General features: G+C 64.3%; 17 protein-coding genes and 2 pseudogenes. 1 reads left to right on the plus strand and 18 read right to left on the minus strand.

The features are described 5' to 3' along the window. Positions 1 to 23 precede the first annotated feature (23 nt). Positions 24 to 161, minus strand: a pseudogene (locus DEIPH_RS20805) (recombinase family protein); the annotation flags it as partial. A gap of 66 nt (positions 162 to 227) precedes the next feature. Continuing rightward, entirely contained in the window at positions 228 to 515 is a 288-nt protein-coding gene (locus tag DEIPH_RS10680; RefSeq protein ID WP_034357748.1) for a hypothetical protein, read from the minus strand. A gap of 228 nt (positions 516 to 743) precedes the next feature. Here DEIPH_RS10680 and DEIPH_RS20190 point away from each other — a divergent pair, with 228 nt between their 5' ends. Further along, complete coding sequence (locus DEIPH_RS20190) at positions 744 to 881, plus strand: hypothetical protein (protein ID WP_161636060.1); 138 nt, start codon at positions 744 to 746, stop codon at positions 879 to 881. A 3-nt stretch (positions 882 to 884) separates the two neighbouring features. Here the strand turns inward: DEIPH_RS20190 and DEIPH_RS10685 are convergent, their stop codons facing one another. The 16 genes and pseudogenes from DEIPH_RS10685 to DEIPH_RS10750 all read right to left on the minus strand — a co-directional run bounded on the left by DEIPH_RS10685 (position 885) and on the right by DEIPH_RS10750 (position 17789). Next, positions 885 to 1334 carry a type II toxin-antitoxin system VapC family toxin gene (locus DEIPH_RS10685; RefSeq protein ID WP_081790876.1) on the minus strand — a complete coding sequence of 150 codons (450 nt, stop codon included), beginning with the start codon at positions 1332 to 1334 and terminating at the stop codon, positions 885 to 887. Beyond that, the gene (locus tag DEIPH_RS10690) at positions 1312 to 1572 is read right to left on the minus strand and encodes an AbrB/MazE/SpoVT family DNA-binding domain-containing protein (RefSeq protein WP_200868173.1); all 261 of its coding nucleotides are present in this window, start codon (positions 1570 to 1572) and stop codon (positions 1312 to 1314) included. Before DEIPH_RS10690 ends, DEIPH_RS10685 begins: the two co-directional genes overlap by 23 nt. 447 nt (positions 1573 to 2019) lie before the next feature. Further along, positions 2020 to 2463, minus strand: a complete 444-nt coding sequence (locus DEIPH_RS10695; RefSeq protein ID WP_034357753.1) for a hypothetical protein — start codon at positions 2461 to 2463, stop codon at positions 2020 to 2022. A 35-nt stretch (positions 2464 to 2498) separates the two neighbouring features. Next, positions 2499 to 4193 (minus strand): type I restriction enzyme endonuclease domain-containing protein, encoded by a 1695-nt coding sequence (locus tag DEIPH_RS20465; RefSeq protein WP_407636509.1) that lies wholly within the window; start codon positions 4191 to 4193, stop codon positions 2499 to 2501. Between the two features lie 36 nt (positions 4194 to 4229). Next, positions 4230 to 5644: pseudogene (locus tag DEIPH_RS20640) on the minus strand (type I restriction endonuclease subunit R); the annotation flags it as partial. Next, positions 5628 to 8513, minus strand: a complete 2886-nt coding sequence (locus DEIPH_RS10705) for a DUF262 and DUF1524 domain-containing protein (RefSeq protein ID WP_051517310.1) — start codon at positions 8511 to 8513, stop codon at positions 5628 to 5630. The gene DEIPH_RS10705 and the pseudogene DEIPH_RS20640, both read right to left, overlap by 17 nt. After that, positions 8510 to 8692, minus strand: a complete 183-nt coding sequence (locus DEIPH_RS19830; RefSeq protein WP_152544901.1) for a hypothetical protein — start codon at positions 8690 to 8692, stop codon at positions 8510 to 8512. Before DEIPH_RS19830 ends, DEIPH_RS10705 begins: the two co-directional genes overlap by 4 nt. Before the next feature lie 104 nt (positions 8693 to 8796). Further along, a complete protein-coding gene (locus DEIPH_RS18805) occupies positions 8797 to 9792 on the minus strand; it encodes a restriction endonuclease subunit S (RefSeq protein WP_161636061.1) in 996 nt (331 codons plus the stop codon). After that, complete coding sequence (locus DEIPH_RS10715) at positions 9789 to 11336, minus strand: type I restriction-modification system subunit M (RefSeq protein WP_034357820.1); 1548 nt, start codon at positions 11334 to 11336, stop codon at positions 9789 to 9791. Before DEIPH_RS10715 ends, DEIPH_RS18805 begins: the two co-directional genes overlap by 4 nt. Positions 11337 to 11449: 113 nt before the next feature. After that, entirely contained in the window at positions 11450 to 12475 is a 1026-nt protein-coding gene (locus DEIPH_RS19835; RefSeq protein WP_051517312.1) for a hypothetical protein, read from the minus strand. A gap of 33 nt (positions 12476 to 12508) precedes the next feature. Next, the gene (locus DEIPH_RS10725; protein ID WP_152544903.1) at positions 12509 to 13069 is read right to left on the minus strand and encodes a hypothetical protein; all 561 of its coding nucleotides are present in this window, start codon (positions 13067 to 13069) and stop codon (positions 12509 to 12511) included. Between the two features lie 51 nt (positions 13070 to 13120). Continuing rightward, the gene (locus DEIPH_RS10730) at positions 13121 to 14638 is read right to left on the minus strand and encodes a phospholipase D-like domain-containing protein (protein ID WP_034357757.1); all 1518 of its coding nucleotides are present in this window, start codon (positions 14636 to 14638) and stop codon (positions 13121 to 13123) included. Next, a complete protein-coding gene (locus DEIPH_RS10735; RefSeq protein WP_034357760.1) occupies positions 14639 to 15157 on the minus strand; it encodes a hypothetical protein in 519 nt (172 codons plus the stop codon). Between the two features lie 111 nt (positions 15158 to 15268). Continuing rightward, positions 15269 to 15748 (minus strand): hypothetical protein, encoded by a 480-nt coding sequence (locus DEIPH_RS10740; RefSeq protein ID WP_034357762.1) that lies wholly within the window; start codon positions 15746 to 15748, stop codon positions 15269 to 15271. A gap of 251 nt (positions 15749 to 15999) precedes the next feature. Next, positions 16000 to 17121 carry an AAA family ATPase gene (locus DEIPH_RS10745; protein ID WP_034357764.1) on the minus strand — a complete coding sequence of 374 codons (1122 nt, stop codon included), beginning with the start codon at positions 17119 to 17121 and terminating at the stop codon, positions 16000 to 16002. A 110-nt stretch (positions 17122 to 17231) separates the two neighbouring features. Continuing rightward, the gene (locus DEIPH_RS10750; protein WP_034357766.1) at positions 17232 to 17789 is read right to left on the minus strand and encodes a hypothetical protein; all 558 of its coding nucleotides are present in this window, start codon (positions 17787 to 17789) and stop codon (positions 17232 to 17234) included. Positions 17790 to 18258 lie beyond the last annotated feature (469 nt).

An 18258-nucleotide genomic window follows, 5' to 3' on the forward strand; every position in this document is an offset into this window, starting at 1 on the left:
TCATCATGCTGCACGGTTGTCTCGGTGAAGTTGGCTGCCACCGTCAGGTCCTTGCTGCGGGCGTAGGCCAGCACGGCAGCCTGTTGGGCTTCCAGACCGAGGCCGCTCTGGCCCTGCTTCTGGGTGCTGACCCGGTAATAAGCAACGGCAGGGTTGGGCATGGGCGCATGTTAAGGGTGGCGTCGGTCCGTTCGAGAGTCTTAACTGCCCGCAGCACGGCTCCCCCCTCACGCCGAGACGCCTTCACCCTGCACGAACAGCACGTGCTCCAGCCTGAAGTACAGGTCATCGCCGCGCTCCAGCTCGTCGAACTGCTCCACGTCCGTGATCACGCGACCCCGGTAAACCCCGCTGTCCGTGCAGTCCTGCACCCGCACCCAGATGACCTCGGAGCGCAGCATCGGGCTGAAGGCGTCGTCGACCTGCAGGCAGACGAGTGCGCCAGGGATGATGTGGCGCTGGCGGACGTTGAGGGTCCGCAGGGTGTAGAAAACGTCGGTCTTGGTTGTTGTCATGGTGTTTCCTCCTTAGGGCCTGTCGGTGGCCCTCACTGCTGTCCTTTTTGACCCGCAGGAGGCGGCACAAAGGGCACGCCAGGGCGCTTCGCCATCACCCCCCGGGGAGTGGGGGGGAGTCCTGACAACCTTGTCGGGCGCTGTTGCGGGGCTACGTCCAGAATTCCGGCAGGGGCATCACGGGCATGAATCGCAGTTGCCTACATGCGAACGCCGTACAGTTTGACCATGAGCAAGCCGACGAAGCCCCAGACGAAGAAGTCCGACAAGGTTGTACGTCCGGAGCCGAGGATGAGCAACGATCAGGCGCTCGCGTTCGCCCAGCAGCACTACGCGGCGTTGCTGGAAAGGCTGTCCAAAGGCTGAAGGTCAAACTTCCGGCGACCGGACCAGGACCTCGACATCCGGCCCGAGGCGGCGGAAGTGCTTCGCGTTGAGGGTGACCAGCCCCTGCGCACTGGCCCGCAGGGCTGCCTGCGCGATGAGGGTGTCGTAGATGGCTCCGCCCTGAAGGCCCAGGTCACGGCAGCGCGTCGCGGCGTCCAGGTAGTCGGCAGGGGTCAGCGGCAGCACGGTCCAGGTCTGGCTTAGCCGTTCCAGCACTTCGCGCACCTGCGCCGGGGGATACCGGAGCTGGGGGTGGCCGGTCATCACGGCGTAGCTCTCCGCGAGGCTGTGGGCACACAGGGCAGGCTGGTCGGCAGCCGTCACCTGCTCGTCGGCCCAGAGGAAGCGGGGGTGGTTGCGGGTCAGGGCGGCCACGATGGCGCTGGTGTCGAAGACCGTCAGCACCCGCTTACCAGCGCCCCAGCAGGTCATCCAGGCGCTGCTCGCGCATGTCCTCGACGGGGTCGCCGCTGATCAGTCCGGGGCCGTCCAGCACCAGGCGGCCATGATGCTCGATGGTCTGAACGGGCCGGGTCAGGGGACGCAGGTGCAGCACGCCAGCTTCTACCTCGACTTCCAGCTGCTCGCCCGGTTGCAGGCCCAGGGCGTCGCGCAGCTTCTTGGGCAGCAGGACGCGCCCGAAGCGGTCCAGTTCCAGGTGAGCCATCATGCTGCCAGTTTAGGCCGGAAATTGCCAAAAAGGTGAAACCGACTTCACCCTGGCTGCTGAAGCGAAGCGACCCGCGAGCGACAGCTCGCACCGACCTATCACCTGGCAGCGTCGGCTGGTAGACCTTGCGGGCTGCGCCCGGGGGCCGCTACGCGGCGTAGGCCACACTGGCGTCGCCCACCTGCCGGGCCTGACCCAGTGCCACCAGTGTTTCCAGCACCTCGTCCACTGACGCCATGCGCGCACCCTTGAACAGGCGGGCGACCTGCTGAGCCGTGAGGGGTGCAGGGGCCGACTGAAGGGCCTGACGTCTGGGGGTAGGTGGGGCGCTCGGCCTCCTGCGCAGCCACGGTGGCCATGTCCAGGCCCAGGTCACGCATGGCCGTGCCCTTGGGGTCCTGGTACTCAGGCCGCAGGTAGCGGATCAGGCCCTGGCGTTCTTCCTGCTCACGCAGGGCATTCAGCTCCGTCAGGCGCAGCAGCACGTCCTGGTCGGTGAGGCCAGCCGTAGGCGGCCTGCACTAGGGCGTCCAGCTCGCCGTGCAGCACCCGCAGCGTCGTGACCAGGCCCTGGTCGTGGATGACCTGCTCCTTGGGGTCGAGGGGTGTGGCCGCCCGCAGCTTCTCCAGCACGTTGTACATGGTGGTCATGGTCAGCGCCGGGTGCTGCACCAGCCGTGTCTTGCGGTGGGCATCCAGTGCCTCGGCCTTCTCGCGGATGGCAGCCTGCTGTTCGGACGTGGCCGCCGGGAAGGGGAAGGTCCCGAAGCAGCGGGTCTTGACGTAGACCGGGCGGTCTTCGAGCGTGCTCCCCTGCGCCAGTGCCCACGTCACATGAATGCGGCGGCTCAGCACGCCCAGCACGTAGGCGTCGTCCTGGGTGGTGTTCACCAGAATGTCGTCCGGCAGGAGTCCAGGAAGAAGCGTCAGGCGTAGATCGAGGTATCAGCATCGCTGTACGCTTCATACACGTGGGCATAGAGCTTGCCCAGCAGCGCTCCCAGTTCTCCTTCCTGCGCCCCCAACGCCCGCAACTCGTCCCGAATCGCTTTCCGGACGCGGGCGCGGGTCTGCTGTTTCTTTCGCCAGTCCAGGACCAGGGCGCTGGTCTTGAGCTTTCCAACGAGCTGTCGGGCCAACGCCTTGACGGCCTTCTCATCCCGGCGGCTCAGTTCGGGTGCCCTCTGCACGACCAGGTCGAAGATGGCCAGCTCCTCTTCCGTCAGACCCTCACGGGCGGCCCGCTGCCCCTCGGCGTCCAAGTCACGCCCGAATTGCAGCAGCTCCTGAAAGAAGCCCTCGATGTTGGCCGAGCCAAGGTTATATTCCTCGATCATGGCCTGGAGCTTCTCGGCGAAGTTCACCCGCGTCTTGTTCAGCCGGGTGAGCTGGTTCACCCGCCCGGTCAGCAGAGCCCTGAGTTTCTCCGCTTCGGTGCGTTTGTGGGTGCTCTGCCGGAATGCCTGGGCCAGTTGGTCAAAGTCGATGCGGCTGAGGTCAAGTTTCGGCCCGCCTTCCCGTACCCGGTACCGCTGGGCGACCACGGACTCGTCCAGGAGTTCCTCGACCCTTGCCATCACCCCGGCGTCCTGGGGATTCTCCCCTCCAGTCACGGCCCTCAGCATCTCAGCCAGCACCACGTACAGGGCACGCTCCTGAGTAAAAGCCTGGGCGGCCCGGTCAGGCAGCACGGCCTTGTACAACCGGTTAATCACGGCCGCCCCATCCAGGAAGTGCTTCTGGACATCCTGGGATTCCAGCAGCGCATCCCGCGCGTCCGCCAGCAACTGCATCTGATCAAAGCCGCTGGTAGACAGTAGCGCACCGGGTTCAATACCTCGGGCCTGTAAAAAGGTGCGCAGGCTGTCGGCCTGAGCCTGCAGATGAGCCAACAGTTCCTCCTTGGGCTGCACCGGGGATTCGCCTAGCTCCACGCCACTCCCTGACCCTGCCCCATAGACGGCGAGGGCGCGTTGCAGATCCCGAAAGACGCCTATGTAATCCACGATCAGGCCGCTGACCTTCTGCTCCCACACTCGGTTGGCCCGCGCGATGGTCTGCATCAGGGTGTGGTTGCGCATGGGCTTGTCGAGGTAGATGGTGCTCACGCTGGGTGCGTCGAAGCCGGTCATCCACATGGCACAGACGAAAACAATCCGCAGCCGGTCCTGAGGATCCTTGAACTTCGTCTCCAGGTCTTCTTCCACCACGCGTTTGCGGTGGGGCAGGATGTCCACGCCCTTCGCGGCGAAGTCGGCAATCTCGTTCTGGGCCTGCGATACGACCACGGCCATGTCGGTCTCCCGCATGAACTTCAACCGGACCAGGAGGGCGTCGCGGGCGTCGCCGGAGGTGCGGGCCAGCTCGGCCTCCAGCCGGGCGATCTCGTCCTGCCAGTGGCGCTGCACCTTGTCGTACATCCGTACGGCAGTCAACTTGTCCACGCTGACGACCATCGCCTTGCCGAACTGCAGGCGGCCCATGAAGTGCGACACGATGTCGCGGGCAATCTCCTCCAGGCGGCTGTCCCGGGTAATCAGTTGGTACTGCCGCCCGAAGGAGCGTTCCAGGCTCTTCTCGGTCGCCTCGTCCACCGAGGCTTCATCAAGCAGGCATTCCATGTCGCCCTGAAAGTCCTCGTTGGCGAGTTCCAGTTCCGGCGTGCGGTTCTCGTAGTACAGGGGGACAGTGGCCCGGTCCTCAACGGCGTCCCGGAAGTTGTACACGGACACGTAGTCCCCGAAAACCTCCCGGGTCTTCTCCTCACCATGAGCGGGGTGCCAGTGAAGCCGATGAACGCGGCATTGGGCAGCGCCTGCCGCATGTTCCCCGCGAAGACGTCGTACTGGCTGCGGTGCGCCTCGTCCGTCATGACGATCACGTCATCTCGCAGAGTGAGGGTGGGGTACACCTCGCCCTTCTCAGTCCGGAACTTCTGGATCAGGGTGAACAGGTAACGGTGATCCGCCTGCAGGAGCTGCCGCAGCCCCGCGCCGCTCTCGGCCCGCACCTGCGCTTCGGGCTCGGTGACAGCTCCCGTGCGGGCGAACGTCTTGTAGATTTGCCCGTCGAGTTCCTCCCGGTCGGTGACGATCACGAAGCTCCAGTTGCCCGGCACCTTGCGCAGCACCTTCTGGGCGAAGAACACCATGCTGAAGCTCTTCCCGGAACCCTGGGTGTGCCAGAACACGCCCAGCTTTCCCCCATTGGCCTTGGCCTGCTCCAGGGCCTGCAGGGCGCTGTTCACCCCGAGATACTGGTGGTTCTTGGCGAGGAGCTTGAGGATCTGCCCGTCTCCCTCGTTGTAGAGAATGAAGTTCTCCACGAGATCAAGCAGTCGCCCCGGCACGGCCATGCCCCGGAGCATCGTCTCCAGACCGGGGCGCTTGGGTTCGTCCTCGCGCTCGACCTTCTTCCACTCTACGAAATGCTCCCAGCCCGCCGTGAGGCTGCCTACCCGGGCCTCCAGCCCGTTGGACACGATGATGAAGGCGTTCGGGACGAACAGTTGCGGGATGGTGCCGCGGTAGTCGCGCAGGTTGTCGTTGAAGCCGTCCACTAGGTTCTTGTGGGCCGCCTTCAGCTCGATCAGCACCCACGGCAGGCCGTTCACGAAGCCCACCACGTCCGGGCGGCGCAGGTACAGCCCGTTCGGACTGGTCACCCAGAGCTGCTGCACGGCCAGGAAGCGGTTATTTCCCGGCGTGTCCCAGTCGACCACCCGCACACGCACGATGACCTGTTCGCCATCCTCGCCCTCAAACGTCACGGCCACACCGGACTTGAGCAGCTCGTACAGCTCGCGGTTGGCCCGCACGACCGTCATTGCGGAGCGGTCGAGCGTCACAGCCTCCAAGGCCTGTCTCAGGGCCACCTCGGGCAGGTCGGGGTTCAGGCTCCGCAGCGCGTTCATCAGCTCACGCTCCAGGATCACCTCCCGGCGGCTGTCCCGGCCCAGCAGGCTCGCCGGGCCGTAGTCCTCCTCCATCGCATTGACAGTGCGCCAGCCCAGGAGGCCCAGCAGCGCCACCGCGGTCTGTTCAACCAGGGTGTCTTCAGAGAACAGATGCACGGTGCGCCTCCACAGCCTGACGAAGGAGGGGATCTAGGGCTGAGACTTCATCCGGGTGGCTGAAGCGGCCGTTGAAGTAGCCCGGTTCCCAGCCCGAGAGCGGCTGGCCCACCTGAGCCTCTCCCAGCCCCTGTGGGTTCTCCAACTCCCCGTAGGGGTGCCGGAGAGCCAGATACACGCCCTCCCGGTTGATCCACAGCCTCGCCAAGTCGCGCTCGTCCAGCATGAAGTAGTCCGCCGCCTTGGAGCTCTTGACACCTACCCCCTGAGCCGTGAACGCCGCGCGAAGGGCCTGGACCAGTTGGCGCACCTGTGGCTCGCGGTAAGCGATGCCCTGCTGGAACTGCTCATGCACGGCCCGAACGAGCGGAAGGGCGCGCTCGGCATCCTCCGCCGTCCGCAGGGGGAAGGCCCAGCGATCCTTGCTCCGAGGCTCCCAGCCCTCGAAGAGAGCCGGGAGCAGGATGTCCGGGTCGCGGGGCTGCACCTCAACCAAAGCCGCGCCGCTGCGGAGCAGCACGACCAGCTCAACTGGACGCCCATAGCCCATGTAACTCTGCGTCACTGTGCGGGTGAGTGACGGATCGATCTCCACGAGCCTGCTTTCAAACGTCTCCAGGGCCTCCCGAGCCACCCAGGCGAGTTGTTCCAGCGAGGCGGCCAGGCTGGACAGGCTGGAGGGCGAGGAGCTGCCAGAAACCGAGCGGTTGAGCTGGTAATTCAGGGCTTGCTGGGCCAGCTCCAAGAAGGCATCCAAAGGAGTTTCAGGACGCACGACCACTTCCGCATCACCGTTCCCGTGATGCCCCACCTCGGTCACATCGCGGGCAAGCCCGTGGGGATCGTCAAGGTCGGCGAAGGGGATGTTCAGCCAGCACTTCACCGAGCCCAGTTCAGGCTGCGGGACAAGGTCGCAGAAGTTCGTGCCCACCTTGAAGGCGATGTACTTCTTCGTGGGCACTTCCTGCACCTTGGGGTGCAAGTCCAGCAGCTCCGTGCGCAGGTCGTCCACGAGAACCCGCAGGGCAGGCGGCAGGCCCAGGAGATGATCTTCGAGGGCGTGAACACCCGGAGCCACACGCTGGCTCAACTGCTCGCGCAGCTCCTCGCTGGGTTGCACCATCGGCCAGACCTTGAGGGCGCGGTCGGCCAGGCGCTCGGCCCGCTCACGGATGCGCCCCTCGTTCCATTCGTCCAACTCGGCGAGTTCCTGGTTCAGGAGCAGGTGGCTCGACTTGAAGCCCTTCCCCTTGCCCTTGAGCAGGTCCCGCTTTTCGAGGAAGGGGCGGTCGCTGTATTCGGGGTTGTACCCCGTCAGCGTCAGGTTGCCCAGGGTGTGCAAGTACCTCTCCTGTACCTCGGCCCAGTGCTCGCCCAACATCTCCCGCCACTCGGTCGCCAGCGCCTTGTTCTGCGGCATGACGTGTTCGATGGTGTAGTCGCCGGGGTTGATGGGCTCCTTGTCCTCGTGGTTCTCCAGGTGCCCCAGTGTGTAGCGGCTCAGGTGACGCGGGGTGTACATGGGCCGGATCATGATCTGCTGGCGGAAGTCCTCATCGGACGGGAAGCGCAGGTAGGACCGCTGCCCATAGAGCTGATCCTTGAAGGCCTGGAGGTACGGCTGCCCCCGCAGCTGCCCCGGCAGTGCCGGGAAGAACTTGTTGAGGCCCTGCGTACCGACCCCGCACACCCAGCGGCGGTAAAGGTAGGATTCCAGGGTACCCAGCAGCTCCACGAACTCCTCCCGGTATAGGTCGCCTGCCTTCCACGCCGAGTAGGCGTCCAGCACCAGCGGATACCACACGTCCAGCTCCAGCCCCCGCAGGCTCAGCAGCGCCCGGCGAACCTCGGCATCCGCCTCGTGCTTCTGGGGGTCGAGCAGCGCCGCGTAGTACCCCGCCGCGCGGTGGAGTTCGCGCACCAGGAAGGGGATGTCCTGCTGGTCCTTCTCCAGGTCCCTTTCCACGTACCGCTTGAACGCCACGTACACGTCGCCCAGGCGGGCCGGAATGGGCGTCTTGCTGCGCAGGCTCAGGAAGTCGCGGATGAAGCGGTCGAAGGCGCCCGGCTCGGTGCCGTCGAACAGGCGCTCCATCTGGAACCAGTGCTCGTGGTACAGCTTCTCTTGCTGCTTCTCCTGCTTCTTACCACCCATCCGCATCAGCACGTAGTTCCGGATGCGGTCTGCCTCCGAGAGGTCCAGGCCCGTGCTGTTCATGCTGTCGAAGATGAGCTGCGGGTCATCCTCGCCGTCCTTGAGGGCGATACGGACCACCTGGAGCCGTTGCAGCCCCGCGTAGACCTGCGCGAGGTCCACCCCTGGCTTGCCCAGTTGCGCCTCGAAGAAGGCGAGGGTGTCCAACAGGCGAGGTGAGGGCTTGGGCGGGAGCGGCGTGTGCTCGTCCTCCAGGCTGTCGAGCAGGCGGGCCAGCGTTTCACGGTCACTCTTGGTCAGAACCAGTTTGTGATGGAGCCGCCCGCTCACGTCCGGGTTCACCAGCAGGTTCTTGCGGATGCTCTCGGCAGACACGTTGACAGTCGAGCCGTCCTTCTCGACCTTAAAGCCGCCCGTCACCTTGAGGCGGCGAACCAGGGCGATCAGGAACAGGGTGGTCGTCGTGAGCCGCTGCTGGCCGTCAATCAGGAGGGCCTGGGTCACGTCCGCCATGTCGTCGTCCGAAGTCGTGACGTACACCACCGACCCGGTGAAGTGCGGCCGACCCTGCGCTCCCGCCTCCAGCACGTCGTCCCACAGGCGCTCGACCTGCTCGCGCTGCCAGCTATACGTCCGCTGGTAGATCGGCACCTCGTACTGCCGCCCGCTGCTCCCCTGCAACACACGGAAGAGCGACACTGCTTCAGCCTTCACGCCACCGCCTCCTCTCGCCGCTCTGCAACTTCGGCCTCCAGCCCCGGCCCCCGCACCGCCAGCCCCGATACGTCCAGCTCGCCCGACACCAGCCGGGGCAGGAGCAGGTCACGGGTGCGGCGAAGGTTGGCGTTGCGCTGGCGAAGGGCAACGGTTAAATCAATGAGTGGTGCAGCCAAGTCTGTAAAGCGTTCAACGAGCGACGCCGGAGGAAGGAGCAATGGAAGAATTGCCAACCCCTTTGGAGAAACCCGCTGATGGCTCGTTGAGGTGCCGGAGGCCATCAAAGCCAGACGCTCCAGAAATTCCGGAGCCGAACACAGACTGTAGAGCCAGTGCTTGGAATAGCCTCGCTGGGAAGGAGGGGTAAAAACTCAGTTGAGGCAATCTGGCGGCCCCCCTTTGAGGCGGGAGGCAGCCAAACACGGGGAATCTTGGGATTCAGCTTCGGTAAAAGCACGCAGTCTTTGGGGATGCGGTTCTTGTTGCTCTTGATTTCAGAGCCGTTCTCCAAGGCTGGAAGCTGCCCGGCATCAAAAGCGGGAAGGCTGAAATGCTCGAACTCCTCTTCTGGGAAGTTCCCAGGGTTGAGCGAGGTGCTGAACACGACGGCTGCATCCCTGAATGTCCCCCACTCCCACCCCTTCGGCCTCCGCCCCTGCTCGTCTTCCACGAACTCGGCACCCTCGTAGCCGGGGAAGCGGAACTCCACGAACCACTCGCGGTACAGGGCGCGGGCCATCTCCTCCAGCACCCGCACGCGCCGCGTGTTGTTCTCGATGAGGTCATCGTAGGCGGAGAGGATGGCGGCGATTTTCCGCTGGGTGGGGAGGGGGGGGAGCCTCAGAGGAAAGGAGGTCAGAACTTGGGCATTGGCGTTTGGCTGCGCCGCGCCGCCCATGTGCTTCTGGATGAACTCCTTGTACATGGCCGACTCCACCACGGCACCGACAAAGCCAGCGTCAACGTCTTTTCTCAGTTGTAGGCGCACAAGGTAGGATGCAAAAACGGCCTCTGGAGCATTCTTTATACGCTTCGCCCAGCCCGTAGTTGCGCCCGTGCGGGCGACGACAATATCCCCCTCTTGTAAGAGGTATTTCTGCCGCTCTTTCTCCGTCACTTCGCAGTACGGCACAGACTCCCAATCAATGAGGTCAGGCACAATGTCCGTAATTCGGAGGAACTTGGGGCCCACCTCGGCCTTGCTCGCGCTCGCTGTGTACCCATATTGCACTTTCCAGCAGAGGTCACGCAGTACAACTTCAGGCCAGACGTTCACGCCGAAACCCCAACTTCCAGCAATGCCTGCACGTTCGCCCCAATCCTCTCCTCCAGCTCGTGCGCTTCGGCGTTCAGGGTTTCCAGCTCCTCGTTCAGTTCGCTCAGGCGCACGCTGAAGTCGAAGTCGTCGGCGGCGCGGGCCTGCACCCCCACGTAGCGGCCAGGGTTCAGGCTCCAGCCCTGCGCCTCTATCTCGGCGCGCGTGGCGACCTTGCACAGCCCCGGCACGTCGCGGTACACGCCACCGGGGAACAGTTCCTCGATCTTCTCCTGGCTGCCGTGCCTGAACTCCGGCTTCTCGCCCCGGTACAGGTTGGCGATGTTCGCCAGGAACTCCACCTGCTCGTCGGTCAGCTCGCGAACAGCCTTGGTCACTTGGCGGTAGGTGTTACGGGCGTCAATGAACAGCACCTTGTCCTCGCGTGCGGTGCCGCGCTTGCCGTTGTCGAGGAACCAGAGCGTGGCGGGCAGGGTGACGGTGTAGAAGAGGTTGGAGCTGGTGGCGAGCATGATGTCCACGTTGCCGCTCTGGATCATGCGCTGCCGGATGAGCTGTTCGCTGCCGCGCGCGTCGCTGGCGCTGTTCGCCATGACCACCCCGGCGCGGCCCCTGGCGTTCAGGCTGCTGGAGATGTACTGGAGCCACAGGTAGTTGCCGTTGTCGGTGCTGGGGATGCCGTGGGGGAGGCGCGGGTCGGCCGCGATGTCGTCCTTCTTGACGCCCTTGACGTTGAAGGGCGGGTTGGCGAGAGCGAAGTCGAACTTGCCCCGGCTGCCGTGAATGTCCTCGTAGAAGGTGTTGCCCTGTTTGATGTCACCGCTTAGGCCATGCACGGCGAGGTTCATGCGGGCCAGTCGCACAGTCTCGGCGGTCTTCTCCTGCCCGAAGACGCTCAGCTCGTCGGTGGGATTCTTCTGGTGCTCGGTGACAAAGCGTGCCGACTGGACGAACATGCCGCCCGAGCCGCAGGCCGGGTCGTAGATGCGCCCGTGGAACGGCTCCATGATCTCGACCATCAGCTTGACGAGGCTGGTCGGGGTGTAGAACTCGCCGCCCAGTTGGCCCTCGCGCTTGGCAAACTCGCCCAGGAAATACTCGTACACCTTGCCAAAGGCGTCCCCCTGAAGCCCGGCGGCGATCTCCTCGAAGTTGAACGCCTTCAGGAGGGGCGTGAGGACGCTGTTGTCCAGGCGGTTGTAAATCTTGGGCAGGACGCCCTTCAGATCCTCGTTCTCGGCCTCGATGGCGTTCATGGCCTCGTTGATGGCCTGTCCCAGGTTCGCCCCGTCAGGCAGGGCCAGCAGGCGGCGGTAACGGGCCTGCTCCGGCAGGTACATCACGCCCTCGGCCTGGAAGTCGATGGGGTCGGCGTCTGGCCCCAGTTCCTCCTGCGCCTGCTGGAAGCGGTGGTCGGCGTAGGCCAGGAAGATCAGGCCCAGAACGGGCGTGCTGTACTCGTGGCTGCGGAGCTTGGAGTTGGCGCGCAGGTTATCGGCGGCAGCCCAGAGGCGGCGCTCGACTTCAGAGGTATTCGCGGACATCGTGTGTTCCAGCATAGAGTCCGGAGCCAGGCCCGGAGCCGCATCTGCGGTCAGGCGCAACACCCAGCAGGCCCAGTGCCCAGGCTCTGCTGGAACAACGGTGTCAAACAGGGTCAGTACGCGGGCTTGACCGGCAACGGTTCGTAGATCCGCTTGCTGCTCCCGTTGTCGAAGTTCACGGTGGCGATCACGTTGATGCTGGTGTATATCCGGTCGGCCCGGGCGCGCACGTTCAGGGGCAGCGTGAAGATCAGGCTGTTGCCGCTCTGCCGAAACTTCGTGACGGGTCCCCCGGCGGGCGGCCAGGCATCCACGCTGTCGAGCGCGAGCTTTCCTGTCCGGCCACCCTCCCGGTACTCCAGCTCGTACCGGAACTCGGCACTGACCGGACGTGCCCCGTCCGGTAGGGTCTCGATCACCAGGTCGCACAGGTGGGCGCGGCCCGCCAGGAGGCCCGTTCGCACGGTGCCGCTCGAGGCGTCACGGCAGGTCGTGAAATACCACCGGGTGAACCTGGGAGCCGCGTCCCCAGCGGCGGGGGTGATGGCGAGCGGGGAGGGCGGGCGGCTGGTGGCGGCTGGACCTCCTCCACAGGCCCGCACCTGGCCCCAGGCGGCCGGGAACCCATTGGCCGAGAAGGTGTAGGTCAGGGCCTGCCCACCCGACGGGCGGTTGATGCGGACCACCAAGCGCTTGCCCGCGTTCAGACCACTCACGATCCGGCGGACAGCCGCGCTGTGGATAGCGACAGCCTTCAGATTCACGTCGCCCCTGGAGTTGACCACGGTCGTCAACTCGCTGTCCGGAAGCACGATGGGGGGATCGTTACCCAGCCGCACTGTCACGGCGGGTCGCACACCCAGGTCCGCGTCCCGCTCACTCAGCAACGTGTTCTTGGTATTCAAGCCAGCCCAGAGTTCGGCCTGATCGAAGCTGGCGCACCGTACGGCGAAAAAAGTCTCGCCGGTGCTGTCGTTGACTTCATAGAGGGCGACGAAGCTGGTGTTGACGTCCGTGATGGGATCTTTGCTAAAAGAATAGTACGTCTGGGTTCCCGGCACGCGGTCAATCGCGCGGGCCGTGGTCAGGGTCAGGGCCGCGGCCACAGCCAGGGCCAGTTTCACAGGGGTATGGATCATGGCTCTCCTCAGGGGCTGCACAGCCCCAGATGGTCAACGCAGGTCACAGAAGTCGATGGCCTTGAACGCCTGGACAAAACCCGCGGGCAGGAAGGTGAAGGTCAGCGTCTGTTTCACCGGAGCTTGGGGACTCTTGGCCTGCACGCGAATGAACACCTTTTGCCCCGTCCCCAGGCCCACCGCGATGGCCTCGTTGGCGGCACTGTCCGCAAAGCTGAAGGAGTCACGCCTCAGCCGATTCTCAACGCCCACCCTGGTGAGGCTGTAAATGGTCGCCTGCTGCCCCGTGCCCACGCGGTAGTTGACGAGATAGAGATCGTCCGGGTCCAGCTCCTCCGTGCCCTGCTCCGGGAGCAGTTGGTGCTTGGTGGTCAGGGAGAAATCGAAACCTCTGGGACCCCAGCACTTCATGGTGAGGTAGGTCCCCTGGGTATACTGCTCGTCGAGAAAAATCTCGCTCAGGTTGTTGTCGGTCATCACGTCCCGGTGAAACCAGTACCAGGTCTTCGTTCCTGGGACCTGGACATCATCACGGGCTGCCAGGGTCGGAAACGCTGTGAGCGTGAGAAGGAGGGTTGCCAGCAAGGGCCTCATGGTTTCCACTGTAGAGGCTGGAGCAGGCCGCCATGACCGTATTTGTGGCACTCATCGGGCGCTCCCCCGGTATCCGGCCTGCCGGGCCTCCTGCATGGTGCGGAAGCAGTCCTCTGGGCGGGTCTTCGCGTAGAAGTTGCCCCCAGGAAGGTGATAGATCATGCTGCCCGCGTTGCCCTTGATGGGGAAGCCCGGCGGGCAGTTCATTCCCTGCGGCGCGGCGCGTCCCGAGGGGGCAGGGGGCATGCGGCAATCGGCATCCTTGCCGTCCACCTGGCCGTCATAGTCGTTGTCGATGCCGTCCCGGCAGGCGTAACCGGACTCGGTACCTTCCGGGCGCGGGTTGGCCTTGGGCCATTCATCGGAGATGCTTCGCCACATCGCCTCGAAGGCGGCGTCATAGGTGCGGACATGCTGGGGGACGTCCCGCAGGATCAGGGTGTTCTCGTCGTTGCGTAGATCCCCGGCCGAGGTCCAGTTCATCGAGCCGAAGATCAGGTGGCGGCCGTCCACGCTGGCCGCCTTGGCGTGCATCTTCCCGCCCCAGTTCTCGACCTTGACCTGCACCCCTGCCGACCGCAGCAGCTCGTGCTTGGTGTACTCGTTGCGGGCAGCAGTGGCGTCGAGGATCAGCCGCACCTGAACCTTGCGGCGGCGGGCCTCCAGCAGCGCTGTAGCGATCTGCTTGTTGGTGAGGTAGAAAACCGAGATGTTGATGTTCTGGCGGGCTCCATTCAGGGTTTGCACGACGGCCTTCATCGCCCCGTCCTGTGGCGAGAAGAGCACCGTGGCCGTGCCGCCCTGTACCAGGGGTATAGCTGGCCGAACCTGAGATTTTTTCTCGCGGTGGAAGCGGCCCGCGTACATCTGTTCGAACTCTTGCATATAGGCCTGGGCCAGGGCCGAACCCCGCAGGAGAGCCGCGACGTTCGCGTTGTACCCGCCCACGTCGCTGTCGCTGATGTTTGCGGAGCCTGTCCACACGATCTGGCGGTCCACGACAAAGAACTTGTGGTGCATGATGTCGCCCTCAAAGTCGATAGGCTCCTCGCTGGCCTGGCCGAGTTCATAGCGCACCCCGCCCACAGTGGCGCGGTAACAGGAGAGCGGGCCTTCGTGCCCTTCAGGCCGCACGCACTTCGCCTTAGCCTTACCACCGTCCTGCTCCTGCTGCCTGGCCAGGGTGCGCCGATCAGCCGCCTGGTCAGTTCGCACGCCGGGCAAGGCTTGGAGCAGTTTGGGCGTATCGGCGTAATAGTTCTTCCCGTCCACGTCCGCATCCACGACACCTCTAACCCGGACTCCGCGCTTCTGGGCGCGCACGAGGGCGGTGAGCACCTCGTCCTGCCCCCGCAGACCGTAGATGGCGAAGTCGATCTGACTGCGGGCACCGTCAAGCGCCTGGAGCAGCGAGAGGCACATCGGCGTGTCACACTTCTCGTTGGGTTTGCTCGCCGCGATAGGCGCATGGGGGAAAAGTTGAAGCTGTACCGGCAGGAGAGCAGGGGCACCGGCACTGCTGCTCACCCCCAGCACCAGGGCCATCACCAGGGGAAGCGGGCGCAGCACTTAGTACACCCGGAAGTTCAGGCGCCAGGCGTTCACGTACTCATGCGAAAGCGTGCAGGACAGCCTGTACGTCTTGCCGCCCGAGGACCAGGGGATGAAGACTTCCTTCCCGCGCCCCTCCTCACACTTGGTGTTGAGCTGGAACAGGACGGTTGGTGTGGGCCGCTTCCCAGTCCCCAGCTCAACCAGGCGGCTGATCATGAGGCCGGTGTAAGTTTCGCCCGGACCAAAAAGAGTGTCCTGCACGCCCGTGGTGTAGCCCAGGGAGACCACGCGCTCCCCCTGCCGGACGACGGAGAGGACTGTAGGCTCCATGGGAACTGCTGGATCGAAGGGGAACTCCCCCTTGACGATGTACCGGTACTCGCTGACGTCTGCTCCCAGCGGATCCTTGATGCTGAGCTTGCAGGCATAGGTCTTGCAGAAGCCGGACGCGGCGAAGGAGGCGGAACTGCCGATCAGGGGGGCCGCCAGCGCTGAGCTGGTCAGGGCGGCGGCCAGTGGGACGAGATGGCGCATGCCCCCAGGGTAAGGGGCCGCCCGTGTGCGGACTGCCTCACTTGCGCATCGTGCGGCCAAACTTCCCAGGAACCCCTGGTGGGGCGCGCGCCTTCCTGCACTGGACAGTGATCATGCGCTCAGGGGAAAGGACACGAGTGCCTGGTGCCGTGCCTCTGCGCGGGTAAACCGGACGTAACTCATGCTCTTCTCGTCCGTCAGCAGCAGCACATGGACGGCGTCCGCGCCTTCATCCACACACAGCAGAAGGTAAGCAGGATTCCCCACCCGGGGATGGTGCCCTAACGAGAACTTGAAGTTATCTTCCCGCGCATGCGGCGTCCGGGCAACAATACGTAGCTCCCGGCCAAAGAGCGTGAGGTAAGCAGGCTGGTTCAGGGCTTCCGGCAGTTGGCAGTCCTGGTCGGGAAGGCGGAGCTTGGTGACCAGCGCTTTTAGCAAACGCCGGCGCCACTGCAGGACCTGCTGCTCTGGGGACTCGGAGACCTGTGGGGGTGGGGCCGCCGGGCGGCGCAGGGGAGCCAGGAGCGTTTGCACAGCGGGAATCAGGGCGCGACGGACAACGGTGCTGAAGTTCAGGGTGGTCAGCATAGAATTCTCCAGAAATGGAACGGCCTGCAGCTTTGCACCACAGGCTCAGGGGGAAGGTAGACGTGGGCGGCACGGGAGGACTGGTGGATCCCGGCAAGCCAGACGGACAGCACCTGGGCTCTCTCCAAGCCGACTCAGACGCCAGGCCGGGGGTGGAGCACAAGAGCACCGACAGCCTTCCGGCTGCTCGGTGTCTTGTCGCTCCGCCACCGCGACAGACACGGGGGTTGTTAAGGGGGGAGTGTCTGTCGTCATTCAACGGCAGGAGGTTGAGGATCCGCCGCCAGACTGAACCGACTCTTCCGCCCCTGCTTCTCCTTGTGAATCAGCGCGGCGTCTATGCCCCGGCTTAAGGTGCGCTCCAGCGTCTTCTCGTGGACGCCGAATTCCGCCGTGAAGTCCGCCCTGAAGTCTTCCGAGAAGAGCGGACCTGCAGAAAGGCGTTCCAGCAACCAGTCGAGCTGTTTGTCCCCTGGCTCTTCCCCATCCTCACTGGCCTCCGTCCGGCCCTTGAGGTTCGGGTGTCCGGCGGCATCCCAGGCGAGAGGCTCGAAGTCGAAGCGAGTCTTGTCCGCCGTAAGCCGGAGCTGCTCATGCCGCCGGTCGAGGTGCAGGCGCAGCATAAAGTCGGACAGCCCCTTGATGCGCTGGCTGCCGTCATACTGCATGTTGGTCTTGTTGGTGTGGTGCAGGACGACAATGGTAACACCGGTCTGGTGCGCGAGGTCTGCCAGGGGCTTGAGAACCGCTTCGGCCACCCCGTTGCTGTTCACTGCATTTTCAGAGCCGGTCTGATTGGCCAGCGAGGCGTAGGAATCGATAATCACGAGGCCGCACTCGTCAGCCACTGCCTGCAGGATGATCGCCTTGAGGTCGCTCAGGGGAATGTCGTGCATGGCCCGGATGTATCCCCGCAGCCCAAGGCGAGTGCCGAACATGCGGAGCTGGCTCTCTCCCATCTCGTAGTCCAAGTACAGCACGTCCGCCTGCCGGGTTGGTCGCTCATGGAGGGATTCCCCGTTGGCGACCGCATTAGCTAAACGGAGCGCCTCCGTGGACTTGCCCAGGCCGGACTCGCCATACAGCACAACAAGCGCCCCCGCTGGGAGAAGGCCCTCTACCAGGTACCGGGGAACCTCCGGTACGGGCAAATCCTCCCAGCGTGTGGTGAAGAACTTGCGGTGTCGGCAGCGGAGCTCCCGGTTTGGATAGAGCGCCGGGCGCGGGGTGGGCAATGTGTTGAGACTCTTGGCTGTGAGGGCGTCCCTGTACGCCGGGGGCGTGATGTTGGGGCGCGGCGTATGCGGTTCGGACGGGATCTGGAAGACTGATGGCAGAAAGAAGGGCTGCAGGGAAGGGGCCAACTGAAGCATGGTTTCTCTTAGAGGGGCGGCAATGCCGCGAGAGGGGTGAAAAACAAGCCCCCGGCCAGAACCGGGGGAGCGTCAGGGGTCAAGATTTTGTATTCAGGCCGCGCCTGGCTTTAGGCTTGTAGCCCCGGTCCAGGGAACTCCAGCAAGGACCAGTCGTTCCTGAGGGCGTCAGACGGCCCACCCAGACGGATACGGACATCGGCGGGCAGGTTGCGGCTCTCCAGCAGATAGAAGTCGGGGGCACGGCCCTCGGGGTAGAGGGCCACCAGTGCGATCACTTCGCAATCGGCGGCGTAATCCTTTGCGTAGAAATACTCGCCGTAGAAACTCGAACGCTCGGCAGGCAACCGGAAGCGCCAGGAACCGTCGGCGAGCCGCATGGAGGCTTTGGCGTCAACTCTCCTCCCATTGATGAAGAGGTCGTGCTTCTCGTTATGAATCGCGCGCCAGTACGCATCCAGTCCGCGTCGCCGGGCCTCATTGAACGTGAGCTGCTCGCCTTCTTCCCCGCGCAGGGCTGTCGGGCAGTTGGTTTTCAGCCCGAGTTTGGACCTGTACCGCTTGACGGTTGACAAGCTCACCCCGGCGTGAACAGCAATAGCCGGATCGAGGCAACCAAGGGCATGCGCCCTCTGAATAAGGTCAATCTGTCCCTGAGAAATAGCCATAGAGGCCTCCTGAAGTGCTCCCGGCCCGCAAGCCAGGGATGCAGCGGGAATGTTCAGGAATGTCGCCAGGGAGTCACCCCAAGCCGTTGGCCTGGAGTAGAAGTTGAGGGATGACAGGGATGGCGGCGCATGTCGAGAGGCCGCCCGCCTGCGATCACCGCGCGGTTGGTGGACCTAGAGGGTCATGGTTCACAACGTAGGCCCGTCGCGCCCAGGGGGAATGCTGGATCAAGTGGTGCTCCTTTCTCACTGCTGTTCTTCTTCTCCGCAATGGGACGTGGTGGCTCTGGTCGGCTTTCAACATCCACCGTTTGTTCCGAGGAGGCTGACAGCCAGCCGTATGCCGATTTAGGTCTCACTGCTGTTCTTTAGCAACTAACTCAGGTGCGTAACACGGAGCAATAGCTTTAGGGCGGGGCGCAGAAAGGTTGCCGGAGGCGTAAGGTGGGGTATGAGGCCGTACTCCCAA

The sequence above is a fragment of the Deinococcus phoenicis genome (genome assembly GCF_000599865.1).
GTDB classification, from domain to species: Bacteria; Deinococcota; Deinococci; order Deinococcales; family Deinococcaceae; genus Deinococcus; species Deinococcus phoenicis.